This is a genomic window from Planctomycetota bacterium (assembly GCA_018242585.1).
GTDB lineage: Bacteria > Planctomycetota > Planctomycetia > Pirellulales > PNKZ01 > JAFEBQ01.
Map to the genome: position 1 here is coordinate 80398 of JAFEBQ010000022.1, position 19458 is coordinate 99855.

Here is a 19458-nt window from a genome sequence, read left to right on the forward strand (position 1 = left end):
CTAGCATTGGCGCCCGGTGCCTTTGCGGTTCAATAGCCTTGCTCTTATCCGGCGTCGTGTCCGTCGTGGTCGAATGCTCTTCGTCATTCGACACTCAGCACCTTCGACGCGAACCGGCTTAGTACGCGAACTGGATGCCGGTGACCAGGCCGTGCAGGATCAGACTGCCGTTGGTGTGGACGCTTTGCATGTAAGCGGTGTCGGCCATGTATTGCGGAATCTGGTTCTCGGCCAGCGCCAGCCCCGCCACGCCCATGGCGCGATACGAGATGAACGTGCTCCACCGAGGCGTCATCTGCCAGGCCGCGCCGAGGTCGATCTGGCCGAGCATCGTCACGTCGTTTTTATAGCCCTGGTTGTCGAAGCCCAAGGCCCCGGCGTCGCTATGCAGGAAATTGCGAGTGTTGATCGAGTTGGCCAGCACGGCCACCTTGGGCGTGGCATACAGCCGCAGGTTGGGCAGCACGTACCAGTGCATGCGAGCGCCGACCTGGCCGCCGAGCAGATCGTTGGTCGTCTGCACCGTGTACTGCGCCGACGTGGTGCCGCCGTTTGCGAACGGATCGGTCCCGGCTTGTGACGAGCCATAGGTCCAGCCTTCGTGGAAGTGGAACCAGCGGAAGCCAGCGATCCCCATCACGCCCCAGCGACTGCACGGGTCGCACATCGATTGGCGGAGGAAGTTGATTTCCAGGTTGTAAATCTCGTCGCGGCGTTGCACGTATTGGGTGTGGGCATTGTCAAAGAACGTATCGGCCGAGGTTCCATTGATCGTCACTGGTCCGCCGGTGGCAAAGTCGAGCGCGCTGCTAAGCGAATTGGTGGAGCTCGTCGCGCCGGCCGTGTAGTAGAACGGGTCGAGCATCCAGAACACTCCTTCGACGGCCCAATTGCAATTCAGCACATGGCCGACGCGGGCTTCGCCACCCGAGCGCCATTGGCCGTTGACGGTGTCGCGCATGTCGATCACGTTCGACGCCAGGTTGGTGTTATCGAACGTAATCGTGCGGGCGTTCGGCAGATCGCGTGTCATCAACAAGTAGGCCATGCCGCCGAACCAACGCGGGCCATTGCCATTGAAGCAAGGCTCGCAACTGCCATCGGGGCCGCAGTACCCCCCCGCGCCATAGCCACCTGCTCCACCGTAGCCGCCGGGAGCAGCGTAGTTGCTCGGGTCATTGAACACGTTACCTGTGGGCATGCCTGACGGAGCGCCCCAGCCGCCAGTCGGCCCCGAGGGTTGCGCCGCGGGGCCTTGGAAGCCCGGATAACCACCCGCCGTGGGACCAGGATAATTTTGCATCACCGGCGCGCCGCTCGGTGCGCCATAGTTCGGTGCGCCGTAGTTTGGATCGGGCATCGCGCCGTATGCCCCCGGGGCCGCGTTCATCGGCGGCGTTCCCCAAGCGGGATTACCCGCGGCTGGCGCAGGTACCGATTCACTCGGCGGCATCCCCGCAGCAGGCGTCGGAGCGTACGACTGGCCGGGGTAGCCCAGACCGGGCGCGGGTGGCGTGGGCTGTGACACGAAACGGGCCGGCACTTGCCCGGCGGCTTGTTGTCGCGCCGCGAACGGCGCGTAACCGGCCGTCGGGCTCAGTGGGGCACGCAGCTGTGAATTGCCAGGCGTGGCCGTGGGTTGATAGTTCGGGTACGAGACCTGGGCGACCGGCCGGGTCGGTGCGTTTGGCACCCCATAGTTCGCATTGGCCGCCGGCGGATAGCCCGCCTGGGCCGTCATCGGCGGCGCTACTCCCCAACCGTTCGGCGCGGGGCCGGCGGCCGTTTGGGGCGCGGCCCAAGTCGGCGTCAACGGCTGGGTCGTCGGCACGGCCGGCGCGGGAGCATAGCCGGCATTGTAAGCGGCCCGCGGGGCCGCGGCCTGCGACGGGTAGCCCGCGTATTGAGCCGAGGCCGAGGCTGCCGTCATGCCCACAAGCAGTCCCGTCGCCAAGTGAATTGATTTCATGGCTCGCATCCTTGCGCCAGCGCTCCGGCCGGCAATGATTTCGTCGTTTGGTCTAACGCAACATCTGATACCAGCGGGCAGTCCGCGCGGTGGACGCCGCGGCGCGGGTCGCGTCGTTCGTTCGCGCAGGCAGCATCACAGGTTCACTGGTCGTGAACGTGGTCTGGTTGCCCGCGGCATCCGTGGCCGTCAATCGCAGGTAAGCCGCGCTGTCGACGCTGGTCGGCAGTTGGCCAATGCGGCAGGCGTGACCGCCTTTGTGCGGTTGGTGGTCGGTCAGCTTGGTCCAAGGACCGGCGGGCGAGGCGGCGCACCAGACCGCGGCGGAGCCTTCGGCCCATTGCTCGTCGGTCCAGTCCCAACGTACGACCAACTCTTCGCCTTGGGCCGAATTGCGCAGCTCGGCGGTGGCAATCGCCACTTGGGGCGGTTGGGTATCGACGTTGACCCAGATCTGCGGCGTGTCGCCCGAACGGGGCGCGCGGTCGCGACTGGTTCCACGTTCGCTGACCAGCCAGAAGCCGAACAGTCCGTCGTTGCCAACGGCGAGGCGCATGGGGCTGCGCTGGTCATCGTCGATACCGTAAGCCTGCCAGGTCTGACCAGCGTCAGCGGTCCACCAGAGCGTGACCCTGGTCACGGGACGTTCTTCTTCACCGGCCAGGCCATAGTCGAGTTCAAAGCTGCGCGAGTTGACCGCGCGGCTGCGAACGCCCAAGGGCATCTGGGCACAGCTCGTCTTGGAGACGATGGCGGTGGCGCTGGGCTTGGGCGCAACGATGACTCGCATGGCCGGCGTCAAAGGTTCATCATCCACGGCCCGGCCTTGAGCGTTGACCAGTCGCACCAGGAACCAGAACTCGCCCGAGTGAGGCGCACGAAATACGAAGCTCCCTTTGCCCGGCAGATCGTCGGCATAGAAATGCCAACTTTCGCCACGATCGGCCGAGACGTACAACTGGACACGGCTGCCCAGCTGCGCAGGCCCGTCGGTCGTGAAGGGAATCGCGAACTCAGTTTCGGCGGTGAGCAACGGCTCGGGCAACGACGTCGGCGCTTCGGCCCGCGCCACTTCGACCGCGAGACTGGCCGCTATGATCGCAATGAGTCGAGCCCAGCGTTGCATCGAGCCAGCACCCTGAGTAAAGACAACGAGCGCATCGGGCCGCGCAGACTGCGCGGCCTCATCTGTGGTATCGGACCTGCCGAACAAACCACTTGAATCGAAAAGGCCGATAGCAAAGTCTGCGTAGTTTGGGAGAAGACCCCCAAGAAGACGACCGCACGCTAGCACACGCGGCGAGCTATTGGCGGCGGAGAGCCCGGAGCAAGCGCTGGCACGCTCGAACCGCGAGCTGTTGCGCGCGCCACGAGGCCAAGTAGCAATGCGCGCCCCAACTCCGCGCCGCGCAGTAGTAGTGCAGCAGAGGGCGCGTCGCGGCATGGGTCCGCAGGACCGGAACCGCTGTCGTGCCACGGACCAAGAGGTGGCGATAACCTTCGGTCACGGCGCGGCGGAGCGCCAACACCGAATGGAGCGTCGCGACGGGGCCGCCGGCTCCCGCGGCCCAGGTGTGATGATAGACATAGATCGTGTCGTCGCCGACAAAACCATACTCGGCCGCGATCGGTTGACCGTCGAGTTCGGTCCACTGCAGGTGCAGCAGCCCGATGGACAGAAACTGCCGCGCGGCTGATTGGTGAAACGCCTCGCTGGCAACGCGGCCCGGCGGTCGCGAGGCGCGCCCTTCAGACGTCGCCAGCTTTTGCAGCAGGTCCAGTCCGCGCCGCACGTCGTCCGAGCAAATCGCGGTTCGCAGCACGGCTCGGCCGGTGGCGATGTACTCGCGGTCGACTTGCTCGACCAACTCGCGATCGACTTCGGCCAATTGGCTGGTCCAGCGATCAAAGCGCCGTGGCAAGGCGGCCGCGAGCGACTGGCATTGCGGGCGGCGTCCCACGGTGTGCCACCGCGCCTGCAGAGCGTCGGCCAAGCGCGAGCAGGCTTCATCATCCGCGTTGACGCCGTCGAGCAGCAACAGATCCCAATGTCCGGCCCCTTCGCAACACAACCAGGCGGCAATCCGCACGGCGATCGTACGTTCGAGTCCCGGCACGGCCAGCAAGGACAAGTCGGTCGGTTCCGTATCGTGCCCCAGGAAACAAAGCGAGCGACCGGCGCCAATCGTGTTGCGCAAGTACCAGGGGGCGATGCCGACGATCGAGTCATCGCCATCGAGCACCAGCAGCACGAACAGCTCGTCGTCGTGTCGAGAACAATGCTTCCACCAGGCGGAGCACCATTCCCAGCGCCGAAAGGGGACGTCCCCCGCCAGCCGGTTCCAGGCCGTACTCAGTTGCGTGAGGGCGTCGAATGACCGGACGCGGACGACGCGAAAGGTCAAGGAAGTGATCGCGGCAGTCGACATGGCGGCGAAACCCATTGCAACGGCGTCCGAAAAAGCCCTCTCTATCGAAGGTAATTGCGATGCCGATCGTGTCAAAGACAGAGGCTGCAATGACAGCAAAGTTTTTACCGAGCACGCCGGTCGTAACGGTTATGCCGGTTGTAACGGCCGTATCGATTGTAGGGGCCGATCGCTGATGAAGCCGAGCCTGGGCTAACGCCGCGGCTCGAGCGGCGCGTAGCGCGCCATGACGGCCTTGGCCACGCGCAGGCCGTCGACCGCGGCGCTGACAATGCCGCCGGCGTACCCGGCCCCTTCGCCCGACGGGTACAGCCCCACGACGCCGGTGCTTTCGAGCGTGGCCTTGTCGCGCGGCAAGCGAACAGGGGAGCTGCCGCGGGCTTCGGGCCCGACCAGCGTGGCCTGGTCGAGGAACTTGCCCCGCCAACGCCGGTCGAGCAAGGGGAGCCCAGTGTCGAGCGCTTCGATCACCGCCGGCGGCAGCAGTTCGGCAAGTTGAGTTGCGACAACGCCGCGCCGGTAACTGGAAGAGAGTGGTTCGCTGCTGAGTCGTCGTGCCAAGAAGTCGCGCGCGTTTTGGATCGGACAGAGCAACTCGCCGCGCGAGCGTGCCAAGGCCAGCCCTTCGTAGTGTCGCTGTAGTTCGATGCCGGCCAGCGTGTGCGGGCTGCCGAACATGGCCGGCTCGATCGTGACCATCAGGCCGCTGTTGGCCCAGGGGCTGGCCCGGCGTGACAGGCTCATGCCGTTGGTGCAGAAGCGGCCCGGTTCCGAGACGCTGGGAATCACTTGCCCGCCGGCGCACATGCAGAAGGTGAATAAATCGCGGCTGCCATGCGCCACCAGCGAATAGTCCGCCGGCCCCAGGATCGTTTCGGCCTGGTTCTCGCCGTACTGAACCCGGTTGATCTGGGCCTGGGGCTGTTCGATGCGGACGCCGAATTGAAAGGCCTTGGCTTCCATCGGCACGCCGCGGCGCAACAGCATTTCGAAGGTATCGCGCGCGCTGTGACCAATGGCCAGGACCGCGACGTGAGCGGGAATGGTTCCGGCACTCGTCATCAAGGCGCGCAGCCGGCCTTCGCTGAGGTCCAGATCCTCGACACGCGTGCGAAAGCGGAACTCGCCGCCCAGCGCGATCGTCCGTTGCCGCAGCGCCTTGACAATGGCCGGCAGCCGGTTGCTCCCCAGATGCGGGCGATGTTCGTAGATGACGCCGGGCTTGCCCTTGTGCTCGGCGAACAGCTCGAGCACGCGGCGCACATCGGGGCCGGTGTTGCGGCAGGTGAGCTTGCCATCGCTGAACGTGCCGGCGCCCCCTTCGCCGAACAGGTAGTTGCTTTCCGGATCGTGCGGGCCGCCCGATTCGAGCCGTTCGACGTCGACAATCCGATCGCGCACGGCCGTGCCGCGTTCGAGAACCAGCGGCCGGTAGCCGTGCTCGGCCAGCAGCAGCGCCGCGAACAAGCCGGCCGGTCCCGAGCCGACAATCACCGGCGGCTGCGCCAGCGGCTCGGTTCCCGGCGGCGGCAGCTCGAACGGCGGTTCGGTGTGCAACTCGGCGGTCAGCGAACGATCGCGGCGGCGCACCCGGTCGATGCCCGCGCGCTCGTCGTCGCGCAGCGCCACCTCGGTCGAATAGACGAAAGCCAAGTCGCGTTTGTCGCGCAGGTCGAGACTCTTGCGCAGAATCCGCCAGCCGGCCAGCGCGTCGCGCGGCACTCCCAGCGCGTGGGTCATCCGTTCGACGAGCGCCTGTTCGGATTCTTCGATCGGGAGTCGCAGGTTGGACAGGCGAATCGGCATGACGGCAAGCAATCGAAAATCGAATGGGACGTGCGCCGCGTGATGAATCTCGCTCGAGCGCAAACAAATGGGGCGGCGATCTCAGCGGAGAAAGCCGCCCCAGTGTGATTGGTCGATAGGATTGTAGCGCCGATGCGCGAACAGACCAGTACCGGCCGACAATTTGTCGCCGTTCAAGGTTTTTCAGCAACTGGCTGGCGTGGCGATTGGTCCGTCTGAATCGCTAATTGCGCGGTGGGCGTCCACCGCCGTAACCGCCACCACCACCATATCCACCGCCGCCCCCGCCGTAGCCGCCGCGACCGCGGCCACCACCACCTCCGCCGCCACCGCCGCTTCGTTCACGCGCTTCATTCACCGTGAGCGGCCGGCCGTTGACGTCCTTCTCGTGCATCTCGCGAATCGCATTCTCCATCCCTTCCTGCGAATCGAGTTCGACGAAGCCGAAGCCTCGCGAACGCCCCGTCTCTCGGTCGCTGATCACTTCGGCGCTGATCACGGTGCCGAACTGTCCGAATAATTCAGAAAGTTCAGTCGAAGTGAACGACCACGGCAGGTTTCCTACATACAACCGTTTCCCCATGAGACTATTCCTCGACCCAAACGAAACTAAACCTCGCTCTGGAAGGAACGAGGCGCCAAAACGTGACTGGCAAGCGCCGACAGGCCGTGCCCCTGTTCGAGCAATCGCTACGGTCAAGCAATTGCCATGCGGCAGACTTTACGAGTTCGGATCGGGGATCGAAGGTCCATCACCAATCTGCGACTGACGTTTGCATCCCCGCGAACGTGCGCAACGCATGATCGGGACACCGCAGGCGCGAACGGAGAACAGTTTGGCAGAGGGATCGAGAATTGCCCGCCTTTGGTTCGAAAAGTCCTGCCGTTCAAGGCAGTTCCGCAAATGATACTTGTTTCGGAATCACGATGTCCAGACTTTTTTGCCGGCACAAGCCGGGCGTCAAGCAGGTGTCGACTGCACTGTAGCCCGGTGGCGATCGGTCGATTTCCCATCTGGCAACTCCCCCCGGTCCTTAACGGCGCGGAACCGGCACGCTACATTCGGGCTGCCGACCGAGCGCCCGCCAATCGTCTTATTTTGAGAAATCACCATGAACCCAGTGACTCCGTTCCCGACTCGACTGGCCCAGCGCGTTCGCCAATGCCGCAATCCGGTGGTCGTGGGCTTGGACCCTCGCTGGGAGCAGTTGCCCCCGGCCGTGGCCGCCGAGTTAAAGGCCGATACCCTGGCTGACCGGGCAGGCGTGTTCCTGAGCTTTTGTCGGGAGGTCATCGATGTCGTGGCCGACCTGGCACCGGCGGTTAAGCCGCAGGCGGCCTTCTTTGAACAGCTTGGCTCGGCCGGGATGGTCGCTTTGGAGCAGACGATCGCCTATGCCAGGCAGAAGGGGCTGATCGTCATCCTGGACGGCAAGCGAAACGACATCGGCTCGACGGCCGAGGCCTATGCCCAGGCTTACCTGGGGGCCGACAGCCCCTGGCGCAGCGACGCGCTAACGGTATCTCCCTACCTGGGGGGCGATAGTTTGGAGCCGTTCTGCCAGGTCGCCGGCGAGCGCGGGGCAGGGCTGTTTGTCCTGGTCAAAACCTCGAATCCTGGCGGCGGGCACTTCCAGGACTTGGTGGCCAATGGGCGGCCGTTGTATCGGCACGTGGCCGAGCACGTCGAGCAATTGTCCAAGGCGGCCGCGGTCGACGGCTATGGCCCGACCGGCGCGGTCGTGGGCGCGACCTATCCGGCTCAGCTTGGCGAGTTGCGGGCGGCGATGCCTTCGGCTTGGATCTTGGTGCCCGGCTATGGCAGCCAGGGGGGCACGGCCAAGGACGTCGCGCCGGCGTTCGACGAGCGCGGGCTCGGCGCGCTGGTGAACAACTCGCGGGGGATTATCTTTGCCCACGCCAAGAAAGAGTTCGCCCGGTTCGCACCGGCCGATTGGCAGCGCGCCGTCGAGGCCGCCACGCGGGACATGATCGAACAACTGCGAGCCGAAACCACCGCCGGCCGGCTGTAAACAAAAACCGCCGACGGGTGTCGGCGGCTCTTGAAAGGCGTTCGTTACCCGGACGAAGGCTTAGGTTTCGTCAGCCGCGCGCATCCACGGCGTGATCGTCGGCTCGTAGCTGATCAATTCATCGGCCTTGAAGTACAGTTCGACCTCGCGCTTGGCCGCTTCGGGGCCGTCGGAAGCGTGGACCAGATTCATCTGCCGGCTCGAGCTGAAGTCGCCGCGGATCGTGCCGGGCGCCGCCTTCAAGCCGTTGGTCGCGCCGAGCATCTCGCGGACCACGCGAATCGCTTCCAAACCTTCGAGCACGGCGGCCACGATCGGCCCGCCGGTGATGAAACCTTCGAGCGTGGGATACCAGCTCTTGGCGACGTGTTCGGCATAGTGCTGCTTGGCCAGGGCCGGCGTCACGCGCATCAGTTTCATCGCGATGGGCGTCAAACCTTTGTTTTCAAAACGTGACAGTATCTGTCCGACCAGGCGGCGCTGAACACAGTCGGGCTTGAACAGGATGAGCGTGCGCTCCATGAAGAACCTCTCGATAGACCGGCGACTCGTGGTGGTGTTTTGGTAAGCGCGAAACCGATTCGCGCCGCCAGCCGCGGCGCGCGACGTTCGGTGCGCCAGCACGCGGCTGCTGGCTGCGGATTCTAATCGGCGCATGGTGAATCGCCAATGACCTACGGGTGCTAGCAAGGCGAGTTTGAGCCGCTATCAAGTGACCGACCTTGACCGAGGGCGCGGGGCCTGTTAATCAACGCGTCCCCAAATCCCCCCAGCCGCTTTTCTGCGCTCCCTTTCCTATGCGCTTCAGCCGCTTGTCGACCCGTTGGCGTCGCTTGTTTGCCCTGGTGGCAGGCTGCGCGCTCGTGGCCGTGGCGTTTGACGTGCAAGCGCAGCGGGTGATCTTTCCGTCGCCGGTACAGTCCACCGGTTCGGTGTATCAGACGCCGGCCTACACCGCGCAATTGCCGACCTCTCCGGCCACCGCGCCGACGCCGGTCTACACGGCGCCGGCCGTTCCCTATGGAGCCGCCCCCCCCGCGACCACCGCGCCTGCGCTGCCCTACAGTTATGCGCCACCGACGACGAATGTCGCGCCGCCGGCCTATTCGCCGTATTCAACTCCGGCCCCAGCGCCCTATGCCGCGCAGCCATTCGATCCTTATGCCACGCCAGCGGCCCAGCCGTTGGGCGTAGCGCCTCCGGCGTATCGCGGCCCGACGGCCACCTATAACGAAGGGGTCGCGCCCGGCGCGTTCAAGGTGTGCCAGGAGATTCGCTGGCAACAGACGTACATCCCGCGCTGGGGATCGGGAACCAGTGACTTCGGCACCAACGACACCGAGCTATATGCTTCGTTCGGCTTCCCGTTCTTGCTTCACGCGCCGATTCTGGTGACGCCCGGCTTCAACTTTCACTTTTGGGACGGACCAGACAGCGTGCCAGGCGTGGTGCAAGACCTGCCGCCGCGCGTGTACGACACCTATCTGGCCACCAGTTGGCGACCGCAGATCACGCCGCGGCTGGCGGCCGATTTGGCGGTGAGCGTCGGTCTGTACACCGACTTCAGCACGGTGAGCAGCAGCCAGATTCGTGTGCTGGGGCGCGGCGTCGGTCTTTACACCTTGTCGCCGAACTGGCAGTTGGCCGGCGGCGTGGTGTACGTGAATCGTTTTCAGGTCAAACTGCTGCCGGCGTTCGGCGCTATCTGGACTCCGCATCCCGACGCGCGATACGAGATCGTGTTCCCCAACCCAAAGCTGTCGCAGCGCCTGACTACCTGGGGCCAGACGGAACTTTGGGGTTACATCGCCGGGGAATACGGCGGCGGCCAGTGGGGCATCGATCACGCCGACGGCAGCCACGACACGGTGAACTACAACGACCTGCGATTGATCTTGGGGGTCGACTGGTTCCGCGGCCAGCGGATGCGCGGCAACTTTGAAATTGGCTATGTGTTCAATCGTTCGCTGATCTATGCCAGCGGCATTCCGAACGTGAACCCGGGCGACACGATGATGCTCCGGGGGGGGCTCTCGTTCTAGCGAACCGAGCGCAGGCCTCGCATGCCACGCGCCTTTCGGACAGTCAGGCGCGATTTCAATCGTGACCATCAACCAAGCGGCGACTATTACAGAAAAGCAATCGCGTTGGGACGGTTTAGCATTCAACGTCGAGTTTTCACCAGCCATCTGTTGGCTGGACTGGCGGGAGCGCTTGCGCTGCCGTGGCCGTTGAATGCCGCGCGCGCCGAGCCGCCGGCTGTCAGCCCGGACGCGGTCTTCTCCGACTCGCGTCCGCATGTTCCCTCGATGGCGATGGTGCCACCGGCGTCGGACTATCCAGCGTTCTTGCCTTACCCGGCCGCGCCGGCCGCGAACTCGCCGTTGTATGTGCCGTCGCCGCCCACCGCCGCCTATCCGGCCGAAGACGCGCCGGCCGTTTATTACAATCTGTTCGGTCAACAGAAGACCGAGCCGCCGATCTTGCGGCAGTTGGCCTATCGCAAGTCGATCATGCCGCCGGGGACGGAATTGTTTGGCATCGTTGACATCAATCTCGAAGCGACGTTCGCGCCGCGGCGGCCGATCTTGGGCACCACGTTGTACGCCACGCCGTTCTTCAATTTCCACCTGTTCGAGTCGCCGCAAGTGATCACCACGCCCGGCACCGTGTACGACGCGGGGGTAGAACTGCGGCAGATGTATCAGTTCATTCCCCGCTGGACGTTCGACATGGCAGTCGCGCCCAGCGTGTACACTGACTTCGACACGTCACAACGCAGTGTCTACCGCGTGGTTGGTCGTGGCGTGGCGATTTATGACGTGTCCCCCACGTTGCAATTGGCGCTGGGCGCGACCTATCTGGGGCGTAACGACATCAAAGCGTTGCCGATCTTTGGCGCGATCTGGCGGCCCGACAGCGCCACGGAGATCGAGGCCATTTATCCGCGACCACGCGTTTCGCGGCGTTTCACTCCTCCCACGATCGTGGAGAAGTTTTCCCATCACCCCCTCGCTCCGTTGTTCGGCTTTTCACCGATTCAGCAGTATTGGCTGTACGTGTCCGGCGAACTGGGGGGCAACACTTGGGCCGTGCGTCAGAACGGGCTCGACGATCAACTGACGTACTACGACCTGCGAGTGATGCTGGGCATCGAGCAGCGCGCCGCCCACGGGCCGCGCGGACGAATTGAAATCGGCTACGTCTTCAACCGCGAAGTATCGTACGCCAGCGGCGCGGACGCGCTGTTGCACGACACGTTCATCATGCGCGGCGAATTGGCGCATTGAAACGAACATGCCCACGCGGGTGAGGCGTGGGCATGTCGCCGATTCAAATCCGACCGCGCCAGTGGCGTTAGCTCGGATTGTTGGCCGCGGCGGGCGTGTTGCCGGTGGCTGGAGTGCCGCTCGGCTTGCCCGACGACGGTTGCAAGGCGTGGCGAATTGCGGCGGCGCGGGCTTCGTCGTGGCGCAGTTGGCTGGCGTCGCGCTGCTCGTGACGTTCGTCGTGACGCAGTTCGGCGCGGTCGCGGCCGAGCCTGTTGTCGTCCTGGCGCAGCGTGTTGCGGTCGCCGTGCAAGGTCCGCTCGTCGCCGCGAATGTTGGCTTCGTCGCGACGCACGGCCCCCCAGTTGCCTGCCGCCATGTCGCGGCGCATGGCATTCAGGTCCAGGTTCAATTTGCCGCGGTCCCGGCCAAGCTTGTTCTGCTCTTGGGCGATGGCCTGGCGATCCTGACGCACCGCGCCGCGATCGTTTTGGACCTGCTTCTGCTCCTGATGCTTGGCCTGCAAGTCCTGGTGCAGCTTGTTGCCGTTGAAGCCGGCCGCCGCCTTGAGGGCTCCCTGTTGATGGGCGAGCTGCGCCGCATGATGCTGGGCGGCCGAGAAGCCGCCGCCAGCCTGATTGCCCGGCGCAGCGTGATGTTGGTGCTGGGCAGCGCCGCCGGGTGCGGCAGGAGCATGGTAGCTCGTCGCTCCGCCAGGGACGCCACCACCGGACATGTGGTGATGCATGGTCGGGGCTGCCTGCGGAGCCGCGTGGGCAGGAGCCGCGGGAACGCCACCGCCGGTCGCGCCGGCGTGCCCCCCGCCGGGATGATGGGCCTGCAAGGACGCAACGGGCAGCAATACGGCGCACGCCAAGGCGGCTGGCAACAACGAGCGTTTCATGGACGTTCTCCTCGAAGCAGATAAGCGGTGGTGCGTGAACGTGCGCCATTGAAGGCCGCATTAGTTATCTACTTCATTTCGCGACAGCGTGTCGCGATGGAACGCCGTTCCGATGCTTAATTCGTAGTAACGAATCGCTGTATGCGCGCAACCACGACGCCAAGACGCAACCAGGCCCGGCGCTCACGAAGCAAAAACGCCACATCGCGCGAAGAAACGTGTAGCCCGTTGGCCCACTGAGGATGCCAGAAGTCAACACTGGCGGCGTCGGTCGCGCGGCTTACTGCACGCGATTGGTGTCGCTCATGAAGTTGGCGTTGTTGGCCACCGGCAGATAAGGCATCCACTGTCGGCCGACGATCGTGCTGCTGCGCGCGGTGCGTCGGGGGTAAAAGACCAGGCTGACCGAGAAGTTATAGACCTGTTGCCGCGAGGCCCCGGCCGTGGTGGTGTTCCAGGTTTGGCCGTTCGTGGCGATGGCCAACCGATCGCTGAGCGGATAGTTGAACGAACCGCCAAAGGTCATCTTGCCATAGCTGTCGTCGTCGTTGGCGCGACGCTGGTCGGTGATGCCGCACCACATCATGCTCTCGGCGCCGCGCCAAAGGAACTTGTGGTTCCAGAACAGGCTTCCCTGGCTGATCGGGCGGAACAGCGTCGGCGTGCCGTTGACGTTCTTGATGTCCAGCGTCTCGCGCCATGAGCCTTGAATGCCAAACTCATTGCGGGCCGTGAATGCGTAGCCTAGTCGGGCGCGTCCCTGACCCAGCGTCGGCGACTGGGAAAAGACGCCGAAGTTGTCGGTAATCATCCAGTCGTAGCCGACGCCCATGCTTACCGGGCAACTGGCCGTGCCGCGGCGGAAGAAGCCGGTGGTGACGAACCATTGATCAGTGTTGTCGGTGGTGGGGATTTGGCGGTCGGGGCTGCCCCCCAGGTTGTACGCGCCGTAGCTCGCCCCCACCTGGTAGCCGAGGCCCAGGCGACTGAACAGCGGCACCGGCATGCCCAGGTTCGCGCCTTGCACCAGGCCGTTGTTGATCTGACTGTGATCGGGGATGCCGCGGAATGTTTCGAAGCCTTGAAACGCATAGCCAGTCACGGTCGGCGATGGATCGATTTGTGGCGGGCACCAATCGGTGCCGATGCCGCAGAACTCGCGTGTGAATTCGATGCCGCGTCCGATGTAGCGGCGCGGCGTCCAGCCTTCTTGAAGCCAGGGATCGTAGGCGTCGCCCGGGGGTGACCCCTCGGCGGGTGGCGTCGCGTTGGGGACAGTGTGTTGCTCAATGCCCCAGACGTTGGCCGGCGGGGCGTCGGCCGCTTCGTAGTTCGCCGACATGACGGGCTGGGGCGGCTTGACGAGCGATTGCCGCTCGGGCATGGCGTCGGCCCGAGCCATGATTGCGGCGAAGTCAGGCGGCGGCGCACCCTGGCCTGGCGCGACAACGAACCAAGCGGCGAGCGCGAGCAACCAACTCGATAAAGACGATCGAACTCGTCGCATGAACGAAGCCTGGCGAGAAACCTTGTTTTTCAGTGCCGGTCGGCCCGGCGCAACGGGTGCGACCGGCCGTGCGCGGCACTCCTTGGCAGAATCGACCCGCCTTTACGGGTAAATCCATAACTTCCGTTTTCTACGGCACGGTTTGCCAGGGGGCCCTAATCGGAATTGATAGCACTGATTCGCTGGCGACTCTTCCAGTAAAACAAAACGACCTGCCGGGCTGGCGAGCCCGGCAGGTCGTACGGAGTCTTTCTCGTTACGTCACTCGTCAGCCCTTTGGCTTAGCGAATGATGTTGGTGTCGGTCATCATCGTGCCGTTGTTGGCGATCGGCATGTACGGCATGAACTTGCGGCCGGCCACGGTCGTGCTGCGAGCCGCGTTGCCCGGGTAGAAGACAAGGCCAAGTTGCAGGTTCCAGACTTCGTCACGCGAGGTCACGGCCGACGACCCACCCGAGGGCGCCATGTAGGCCCAGTTGCCATAGATGGCCAGTCGATCATTCAGCGGAACCAGGGTGTTGAAGCCATAGATCACGCTGCCCAGGCTGCCACCGGTGGTGCCCTGGGGGAAGGGAGCGACGCCGCTGGTGTTGTTCGACAATCGCCAGGTTTCAGGAATGCCGGCATAGAACCAGCAATCGCCGCCGCCACGAGCAAACTTGCGGTGATAGAACAGGTTGTACTGCTGTACCGGGCGATACGAGGTGAGATTGATCGAACTGCCGCCCCCCATCAGGGCCGCGGTGCCCCACAGGCCAACTTCATTGCGGTCGTCCAGGTTATAGCCGATCTGAGCGCGAATCTGGCTCATGGTGAACGAATCACCGAACTGACCAAAGTTGTTGGTATTCATCCAGTCTTGGACGACGCCCCAGGCGATCGGCCGGCACGTATCGGCGCGGCGGAAGAAGCCGTAGGTGACAAATAGCTGTTGTTGGATTTGCTGGTTGGTGGTCGAAGGGGGGGGGCCACCGGCGGCAGTTGGGCTGCCCGACCAGTTGTATAGGCCATAGGTGGCGCCTACCTGGCCGGCAATGCCATGTTCGGCCAAGAGCGGAATGCCAACATTCAAGCCCGTGTTGCCACCTTGGTTGCCGGTCGCGCTTCCTTCCGAAGGGCCACGCCACATGTCATAGCCGCTCTGGGCGTACATGCAGATTTTGGGGCAAGGGTCGGCCGTCGGCGGGTTGTGGCTGAACAAGCCAGGGAAGCGATTGGCCAAGCCCGGCACTGACGAGCCACAGCACTGGCCGCAGCCCGCGCCAAAGCACTGGTTGCAACGCCCGCGGACGCCGCAGCCCATACCACGGCTTTGCCCGCAGCATTGATCGCAGTTCCCGCAGTTGCCACAGCAGGGGGTGCCCGCTGGCGAGTCGGTCGCCACTTGGTCCGCATAGCTTGGGGTGGCGGCATTGGTGTCGTCGTAGTTAGCGGTGACTTGATAGTCTTGAGCCTGTAGGCTCAAGCCAGCAATGAGCATGCCCAGCGTCATTGCGGCGCAAAGAAAGCCCTTTTTCATTCGTTCCTCTCCGTGGAATTCGAGACTGGCCGTGCGCCGGTTTGCCTGTCGGTGACGAAGTCCTCTTCGTATTTGGACACCGCGGCTCGGCTATGCACGGCGACGCTGATTTGCGCCACGTAAGAGAGGGTCGGCTATACTTTGGCGGAATATCGAGAACTTTCGGTATGTCGAGTAGGGTCTTCCCCGATTGCCTAGCTTCTTCCGCGGCGTGCCGTGAGCGGTTCACCCGGCGCGCAAAAAAAGACCTGCCTGGCTCCCGTGGGAACCAGGCAGGTCTGAAACTTTCAGCAGTCGAGTAACAGGCCAGTGCCTGTTAGCTCATGCTTACCGCACGTTGTTGGTATCGACCATGAACGTGCCGTTGTTGGCCACCGGCATGTAGGGCATGAACTTCCGGCCGGCCACCGTCGAGCTGCGAGCGGCGTTGCCTGGGTAGAACATGAACCCGAATTGCAGGTTCCAAATCTGATCAGCGGCAGCCGACGCCGAGTAGGCGCTCGACGGAGCCAGGTAAGCCCAATTGGCGTACAGGCTCACGCGATCGTTAATCGGGGCGATGACATTGGTGCCGAGGGTCAAGCAGCCCAAGCTGCCACCACCGAAGTTGGAGGTAGGCACGCCAGCGATACCGATCACCGAGCTCGGACCAGCCAGACGATAGGTTTCTGGCAGGCCGATATAGAACCAACCGTCAGCGCCACCGCGAGCAAACTTGCGATGGTAGAAGGCATTGATCTGCTGCACCGAGCGATATTGGTCGCCGTTCAGCGTGCTGCCACCACCCATGACCGCCAGCGAGCCCCACAGACCAACTTCGTTGCGATCGCTCATGGCGTAGGCAACCTGGCCGCGGAACTGGCTCAAGCTGAAAGAGTCGCCAGCGACGCCGAAGTTGTTGACGACCATCCAGTCTTGCACAACGCCCCAGCTAATCCGCCGGTCGGTGTCAGCACGACGGAAAAAGCCGTAAGTGAGGAACAGTTGGGATTGCATTTGCTGATTGGTGTTGCCAACTGGCACCGGGCCACCCAAAGCAGCGCCCGTGGCGGCGGCGTTGCCGTTCCAGTTGTACAGGCCGAAGGTACCGCCAACTTGGAAGGCGATGCCCCGGTCACGCAGCAGCGGAAAAGCCATGTTGACGCCGCTGTTGCCGCCGTTGTTGCCGGCGAACGTACCCTGTGACGGGCCGCGCCACGAGTCGTAGCCGCTGATCGCGTAGACGCCCACGGTCGGGCAGCAATCCGAGGTCGGCGGCAGGCAGCTACGCAGACCCGCCAAACGGCCACGCAGCAGATTGGTCAAGCCGGAGCCACCGCAGCAACCGGTATCGCAGCAGCCTTCGTTGCCGCAACCACCATTGCAACCTTCTTTGTCGCAGCAGCCATTGCCACAAGCGTTGTCGCAGCAACCTTGCTTGCAGGCATCGCAGTCGCCGCAGCCACCACAGCCACTGTCGCCGGCGAACGACGTCGGCGTCACTGCGCCCGACTGGTCGTAATTGCCGGTCATGTTCAAGTTGTCAGCCTTTAGGCTGCCACCGCTAATCATCAGCCCCAACAGGGCAGCGGCGCTAAGCAGGCGCACTTTCATGAGTTCCGTCTCCTTGAGATTTCGTTGAGCGTGTCCGTTCCAACCCCGGTCCGAATACCTCTGCGCATCGTTCCTCAAGAGCCGAGTCTCCGACCCGGTCGCTTCCAAGGAGCCGATTCCGCCATGGCGCGTGTGGGCAGTGAGGACGCGGGATTGAAACGCATTCGGCATTTGCCGAAGGTGCTCCAATAAAACGCCACGCCGACTTTGCCGGCACGCCTAGGTAGCTGGATCGACGGAAATAACTAGAACTCTGCATCCGACAAGATTTCTAACGACAAGTCTCGCTAAACTACCCAGTTTAATGGCGTGCGGCGCACGCGGAAGCCTGTCTATACGTTGTAAGTCTTACCCAGCCGCTATATTCTGACATTCTCGAAGTGGTTGGCGGATGGACCGCACCTTCGGCTTTACCAAGATTGTCAGGGAGGTAGGAAAGTGATGTGCCGGATTGCTCTGTTTGCTGTGACGTCCCTATTTGCGTTGTTGGCCAGTTCAATAACCGTGGCGGCCGAGCCCTTGCCCCAGGTCTTGTTGCACACGACCAAGGGGGACATCGTGATCGAGCTTTACGAGGACCAGGCGCCGAACGCCGTCGCCAACTTCATCAGCCTGGTCGAAAAGAAATTCTACAACGGCCTGACCTTTCACCGCGTGATCGATGGATTCATGGCGCAAGGGGGCGATCCCAAGGGCACTGGCACGGGGGGCCCGGGCTACACGATCGCCTGCGAGTGTTACCGGAGTGACGCGAGGAAGCATCAGCGTGGCTCGCTGAGCATGGCCCACGCCGGGCGCGACACGGGCGGCTCGCAGTTCTTTTTAACCTTCGCGGCCACGCCGCACTTGGACGGCAAGCACACGGTCTTTGGCCAAGTGATCCAAGGGATGGACGTTTGCGATCGATTGCAGCGGATTGATCCGCGGTTGCCCAATTCGAGCATCCGCCCCGACAAGATTCTCGAAGCCCGCGTGCTGCAAAAACGCAATCATCCGTACGTTCCCAAGACGACTGCCGAGTGAGCGGCGCGCTTGTCTGATGAGCTGACGATTGTTGACGGCAGCGCCCGAGTTCCTTGTATGCCGGCCATCTTCGAGTTTGCGCATCGCGTGCGCCCAGACGAGATCGACTCGCTGGGCCATGCGAACAACCTGGCCTACTTACAGTGGTTCGTGCGCGCGGCCGTGGCCCATTCGGCGGCCCAGGGGTGGCCGACCGAGGCGTATTTCAAACTCGGCGCTGGTTGGGTCGTGCGGCGGCACGAGATCAAGTATCTGCGTTCGGCGCTGGTCGACGAGGAGTTGGTCGTGCGCACGTGGCTGGCCCAGTCGCGCAAGTTTTCCTGCCTGCGGCGCTATCAGCTGCGTCGCGTGAGCGACGGCGAAATCATGGCGGCCGGCGAAACCGAGTGGGCGTTCATCACCTTCGCCACCGGCAACTTGGCGCGCATTCCGGACGAAGTGGCCAGCGCCTTTGTCATGGTGCCCAACGGCGAAGCGACGTAGCGGAGCGGCCCAGATGTCACCGTGCCGCGCCTATGACTCGCGGCGTTTGACCATCGTGATCTGATTGCCCGTCGAGTTGTGCCGCACCTCTTCCATGAACGTGCGGACCAGCAGCAGCCCGCGACCGTAGACCCGTTCCAAGTTGCACGGATCGGTCGGGTCGGGCAGCGTCGAAGGATCGAAGCCTGGGCCTTCATCCCGGATGATGATGCGCGCTTCGTCGTGAGTGACCGAGACGTCCACATGCACCCGCCGGCCGGAAAAGGGTTGCTCGCGGCGACGCTGTTCGATCAGCGCCTGGTATTTACACTCGTCGGACTCGCGCAACTCGGACTTCATTTCCAGGTTGCCGTGCTGGACCGCGTTGACCAGTGCTTCGTGTACGGCAATGCCGACGCGCGTCAGCCCGGTTTCATCGCACAATTGCATTCGCGCCAAGTCTTGCCGCAATTGATCGACCAGCGGCGGAATCAAGGCGATGTCATTGTCGAGCGAGTACTTCCAACGCGTCTCGGCCAGACAGTCCATCAACCGGCCTTGGTGCCGATTGGCCCGCGTGGCCGACAAGACGGTGTCGATTGTTTCGAGCAGTTCGTCGGACTGCCGCGATTTGGACAGATAGCAGGCCGCCCCCCTTTGCAGCGCGGCCACCGCGGCCTCTTCGCTACCCTGTGACGTAAGCACCACGACGGGAACCAACGGAAACCGGCGTCGGACTTCGACGACCAGTTCCAGGCCGCTCAGATTGGGCATCTGCAAGTCGGTGAGCACTAGTTCGGGCAAGCGCTCTTCCATTTGACGCAGCGCGTCTTGGCCATCGACCGCATAGCGCACCGACACCCCCGGCGCCTTGGCAAGCAACCCACCGGTGACACGGCGTTCGGTTGCGGAATCGTCAACGACAAGCACATCGGTCATGCGT

Annotated in this window: 16 protein-coding genes; 5 read left to right on the plus strand and 11 right to left on the minus strand. The window is 63.6% G+C overall.

What is annotated here, in order from left to right; genetic code table 11:
* Positions 1–118: 118 nt before the first annotated feature.
* The 5 genes from JSS27_11555 to JSS27_11575 form a co-directional block, all read right to left on the minus strand.
* Positions 119–1969, minus strand: coding sequence for a BBP7 family outer membrane beta-barrel protein (locus JSS27_11555; GenBank protein ID MBS0209576.1), 1851 nt, complete (start codon positions 1967–1969; stop codon positions 119–121).
* A gap of 52 nt (positions 1970–2021) precedes the next feature.
* Complete coding sequence (locus JSS27_11560) at positions 2022–3095, minus strand: hypothetical protein (protein ID MBS0209577.1); 1074 nt, start codon at positions 3093–3095, stop codon at positions 2022–2024.
* Positions 3096–3273: 178 nt separating this feature from the next.
* Positions 3274–4398: a GNAT family N-acetyltransferase gene (locus tag JSS27_11565; protein ID MBS0209578.1), complete on the minus strand. Its 1125-nt coding sequence runs from the start codon at positions 4396–4398 to the stop codon at positions 3274–3276.
* Between the two features lie 192 nt (positions 4399–4590).
* Entirely contained in the window at positions 4591–6204 is a 1614-nt protein-coding gene (locus JSS27_11570) for an NAD(P)-binding protein (GenBank protein ID MBS0209579.1), read from the minus strand.
* Positions 6205–6427: 223 nt separating this feature from the next.
* The gene (locus JSS27_11575) at positions 6428–6787 is read right to left on the minus strand and encodes an RNA-binding protein (protein MBS0209580.1); all 360 of its coding nucleotides are present in this window, start codon (positions 6785–6787) and stop codon (positions 6428–6430) included.
* A gap of 529 nt (positions 6788–7316) precedes the next feature.
* Here JSS27_11575 and pyrF point away from each other — a divergent pair.
* The gene (gene pyrF / locus JSS27_11580) at positions 7317–8237 is read left to right on the plus strand and encodes an orotidine-5'-phosphate decarboxylase (GenBank protein MBS0209581.1); all 921 of its coding nucleotides are present in this window, start codon (positions 7317–7319) and stop codon (positions 8235–8237) included.
* A gap of 60 nt (positions 8238–8297) precedes the next feature.
* On the opposite strand, the gene ndk is transcribed toward pyrF, so the two are convergent.
* Complete coding sequence (gene ndk, locus JSS27_11585) at positions 8298–8759, minus strand: nucleoside-diphosphate kinase (protein ID MBS0209582.1); 462 nt, start codon at positions 8757–8759, stop codon at positions 8298–8300.
* Positions 8760–9049: 290 nt separating this feature from the next.
* Here ndk and JSS27_11590 point away from each other — a divergent pair, with 290 nt between their 5' ends.
* Together JSS27_11590 and JSS27_11595 are read left to right on the plus strand one after the other, a co-directional pair.
* Positions 9050–10279, plus strand: coding sequence for a hypothetical protein (locus tag JSS27_11590; GenBank protein MBS0209583.1), 1230 nt, complete (start codon positions 9050–9052; stop codon positions 10277–10279).
* A 105-nt stretch (positions 10280–10384) separates the two neighbouring features.
* A complete protein-coding gene (locus JSS27_11595) occupies positions 10385–11527 on the plus strand; it encodes a hypothetical protein (protein ID MBS0209584.1) in 1143 nt (380 codons plus the stop codon).
* Between the two features lie 67 nt (positions 11528–11594).
* On the opposite strand, the gene JSS27_11600 is transcribed toward JSS27_11595, so the two are convergent.
* The 4 genes from JSS27_11600 to JSS27_11615 all read right to left on the minus strand — a co-directional run bounded on the left by JSS27_11600 (position 11595) and on the right by JSS27_11615 (position 17030).
* Positions 11595–12410 (minus strand): hypothetical protein, encoded by an 816-nt coding sequence (locus tag JSS27_11600; GenBank protein ID MBS0209585.1) that lies wholly within the window; start codon positions 12408–12410, stop codon positions 11595–11597.
* Positions 12411–12690: 280 nt separating this feature from the next.
* A complete protein-coding gene (locus JSS27_11605) occupies positions 12691–13917 on the minus strand; it encodes a hypothetical protein (GenBank protein MBS0209586.1) in 1227 nt (408 codons plus the stop codon).
* A 281-nt stretch (positions 13918–14198) separates the two neighbouring features.
* Entirely contained in the window at positions 14199–15437 is a 1239-nt protein-coding gene (locus tag JSS27_11610; GenBank protein MBS0209587.1) for a hypothetical protein, read from the minus strand.
* A 327-nt stretch (positions 15438–15764) separates the two neighbouring features.
* The gene (locus JSS27_11615) at positions 15765–17030 is read right to left on the minus strand and encodes a hypothetical protein (protein MBS0209588.1); all 1266 of its coding nucleotides are present in this window, start codon (positions 17028–17030) and stop codon (positions 15765–15767) included.
* A gap of 519 nt (positions 17031–17549) precedes the next feature.
* Between JSS27_11615 and JSS27_11620 the strand changes: the two genes are divergently transcribed.
* Complete coding sequence (locus tag JSS27_11620) at positions 17550–18053, plus strand: peptidylprolyl isomerase (protein ID MBS0209589.1); 504 nt, start codon at positions 17550–17552, stop codon at positions 18051–18053.
* 57 nt (positions 18054–18110) lie between these two features.
* Positions 18111–18536 carry an acyl-CoA thioesterase gene (locus JSS27_11625; protein ID MBS0209590.1) on the plus strand — a complete coding sequence of 142 codons (426 nt, stop codon included), beginning with the start codon at positions 18111–18113 and terminating at the stop codon, positions 18534–18536.
* 30 nt (positions 18537–18566) lie between these two features.
* Here JSS27_11625 and JSS27_11630 read toward each other — a convergent pair whose 3' ends face one another.
* Positions 18567–19454 (minus strand): response regulator, encoded by an 888-nt coding sequence (locus JSS27_11630; protein ID MBS0209591.1) that lies wholly within the window; start codon positions 19452–19454, stop codon positions 18567–18569.
* Between the last annotated feature and the right edge of the window lie 4 nt (positions 19455–19458).